At 63.5% G+C, this 2823-nt stretch carries 2 protein-coding genes and 1 pseudogene; all 3 read right to left on the bottom strand.

What is annotated here, in order from left to right; translation table 11 throughout:
* Positions 1-840: 840 nt before the first annotated feature.
* Complete coding sequence (mobA, locus tag ABW137_RS25415) at positions 841-1476, bottom strand: molybdenum cofactor guanylyltransferase (RefSeq protein ID WP_526404232.1); 636 nt, start codon at positions 1474-1476, stop codon at positions 841-843.
* Positions 1448-2563: a thiamine pyrophosphate-dependent enzyme gene (locus ABW137_RS25410; protein ID WP_526404231.1), complete on the bottom strand. Its 1116-nt coding sequence runs from the start codon at positions 2561-2563 to the stop codon at positions 1448-1450. The genes mobA and ABW137_RS25410 overlap by 29 nt, the downstream gene beginning before the upstream one ends.
* A pseudogene (locus ABW137_RS25405) lies at positions 2560-2823 on the bottom strand (2-oxoacid:acceptor oxidoreductase subunit alpha); the annotation flags it as partial. The pseudogene ABW137_RS25405 and the gene ABW137_RS25410, both read right to left, overlap by 4 nt.

Here is a 2823-nt window from a genome sequence, read left to right as displayed (position 1 = left end):
GTTCGTGGTTTGAAATTGTTCGGCTCCGGTTATGGAGACAATTGGAAGGTACAAACGTTTCTGAGAGAAGTCACATTGCGAAGCGGACGTCTCCCAGCTTGATAACGGAACGATCACGATCAACATATTCGATATCCGCGCAGGTCATCAGCGAGTTTCGCCCGGCACCGGAAAGACCAGTTCAGCCGATCCTTCGTGAGCCATATCACCATGATTTTGTGAAGTGGTTCACATCGAGCGGGTATCGCGAGTCACACTAGCCACACCCGCCACTCGGGGATCGGTCACCGACGAGCACCTTCACCGTCCGGATCCCACCGAGGACAGCTCCGAGGCCAGGAAACCTTCGCTGGCCATTGTCGGCTTCAGCAGCCGAAGAGTGTTCTCCACACTTAATGCAGCGCAACGCATTTCCGAGACTCGTGCCCAATCACCAACTTGGCTCGGCTGATTGGCCGTCCGGCCGCACAGCAACCAAGGTGGCTGTGCGACAAGAGGTTCCAGCGATGACGGCCGCGCGCTGGACACGACCGCCGCCCGAGGCGCTTACCCCCGCGACGCATCGGCGCAGCCAACGCCCGCAATGGCGACTCTGCAGCGCGGCGCGAATTTGATCAGCCCCGACGTCCGTGCCGATTTGCGGCCAATTCGCGCGGTGCCAGATCCCCTAGCGGGCAACCGATCCCGGCCGACTGTTGTCGTGAAATGGATCCACCCGGGAAATCAACCCGTCGAATAAATGGTGCCGATATCAAACCTCAGGTGTCACACTAAATTGTCATTCGCACGGCACACGATTAATTGCGCTCCGTTGGTGACACAATTCGCAATTTGCTGACCTTATTCGAGATCGGCGGGGGCATTGACATTCGTCAAGGACCGCTGCTCGGACATGACCACGCGCTGGGTATCGACGGCCGTCACCAACGCACGCATGCTGCGCTCCCCTGCGGCCACCAGTTCCTCGGCCTTGGCGCAGAGGTCGGTGCGATAGACACCGGCCAGATAGTGGTCACGGCCGTCCCACGGCAGCACCACGTCGGCGCCCAGCCGAATCGACGGACCGATGAGCACGTCGATGACGTCGACGGTCAGGTAGGGCATGTCGACGGCCGAGACGAAGGCGCGCTCGAGGCCAGCCTCGGCGGCCGCTCGCAGCCCCCTCGCCGTGGCCAGCAGCGGTCCGACCCCGCGAACGTCGTCGCGGAGCACCTCCGCATCCAGCGGCGGCAGTGGCTGGCCAGGCGCGGCGACCACGAACACGGGCGCACACCGCGAACCCAGAGTGGCGACCACCTGTTCGACGAACGTGTGGCCGGAGAATTGCATGGTGGCCTTGTCGCGGCCCATGCGTCGTGAGGCGCCTCCCGCCAGCACGATAGCCGCGAGCGGAGCGAGCGAATTCGGCCCAGCGAGCGGAGCGGATGGGGTTACGGCCGGGTCGGTGTTACTCGACGTTCCAAGTGTCTTTGCCACGAAGCAAGGATTGCAGAGCGGCGGCGTCGTGGGGCTTGGATTCCATCGCAGAGGTGACCTGATTACGGGCCATCTCGTCGTACGTGGGTCGACTGACCTGACGGAAGATCCCCATGACGGTGTGCTCGAGGTTCTGCTCGGAAAGGCGCGACAGGGCGAACGCGTACGCGGGATCGTCGAGATTGGCGTCGTGCACCACGATCTCGCCGACTGCGACGTCGGCGGTCTTGGCGACCTCGAGGCCGTATCCGGACTTCACCACGCAGTACTCGCCGTCGGCGCCGAACGTGATGGGCTGACCGTGCGAGACGCTGATCAACCGCTCCTCTGAGCCCTCCTTGCGCAGCACGTCGAACGAACCGTCGTTGAAGATCGGGCAGTCCTGCATGATCTCGACGAGCGCGGCACCCCGGTGCGACGCCGCGGCCCGCAGCACCTCGGTCAGGCCCTTCTTGTCCGAGTCCAGCGCACGACCGACGAAGCTGGCCTCGGCGCCCAGTGCCAGTGAAACCGGGTTGAACGGATAGTCCAGCGAGCCCATGGGCGTCGACTTGGTGACCTTGCCGACCTCGGAGGTGGGTGAGTACTGGCCCTTGGTCAGGCCGTAGATGCGGTTGTTGAACAGCAGGATGGTGATGTTCACGTTGCGGCGCAGCGCGTGGATCAGGTGGTTGCCGCCGATCGAGAGCGCATCGCCGTCACCGGTGACGACCCAGACCGACAGATCGTCGCGGGCCAGTGCCAGACCGGTGGCGAAGGTCGGGGCGCGGCCGTGGATGGAGTGCAGCCCGTAGGTCTCGAGGTAGTACGGGAACCGGCTTGAGCAGCCGATACCGCTGACGAACACCATGTTCTCGCGCTTGAGCCCGAGTTCGGGCAGGAAGCTGCGGATGGTGTTGAGGATGACGTAGTCACCGCATCCCGGGCACCAGCGGACCTCCTGGTCACTGGCGAAGTCCTTGGCCTTCTGCGGCTGGTCGGTGGTCGGCACGCCGCTGATCTTCGTCAGGCCTGCGGGCGTGATGCCGAGGTCCGTGCCGATCAACTGGGTCGATGCGGAATCCGCTTCGCTTCTCGCTGTCGTCATGCGTCCGCTCCTACGGCCAGCTCCACGGTGGCTGCTGCCAACCGTGCGAACGTGGCCTTGTCGCTTTCCTTTTCGCGCAACGTTCCGTCAAGGGCCGAATCGATGATGCCCTCCACCTCCTCGGCCAGGAACGCCATGCCTTCCACCTTCGTCACCGATTGGATGTCTACCAGGAACTTGCCCCGCAGCAGCAGCGCGAGCTGGCCCAGGTTCATCTCCGGGATGACGACCTGTGAATAGCTGCGCAGCACCTCGCCGAC

The sequence above is a fragment of the Mycobacterium sp. genome (assembly GCF_040509115.1).
Classification (GTDB): domain Bacteria; phylum Actinomycetota; class Actinomycetes; order Mycobacteriales; family Mycobacteriaceae; genus Mycobacterium.
The sequence above is the reverse complement of the archived record's forward strand: the minus strand, read 5'-3'. Positions and strand labels throughout refer to the sequence as shown.

Bases quoted from the DNA above. Each gene is read 5' to 3' on its own strand.
- ABW137_RS25410 (WP_526404231.1), bottom strand. From the start codon at position 2,563: ATGACGACAGCGAGAAGCGAAGCGGATTCCGCATCGACCCAGTTGATC.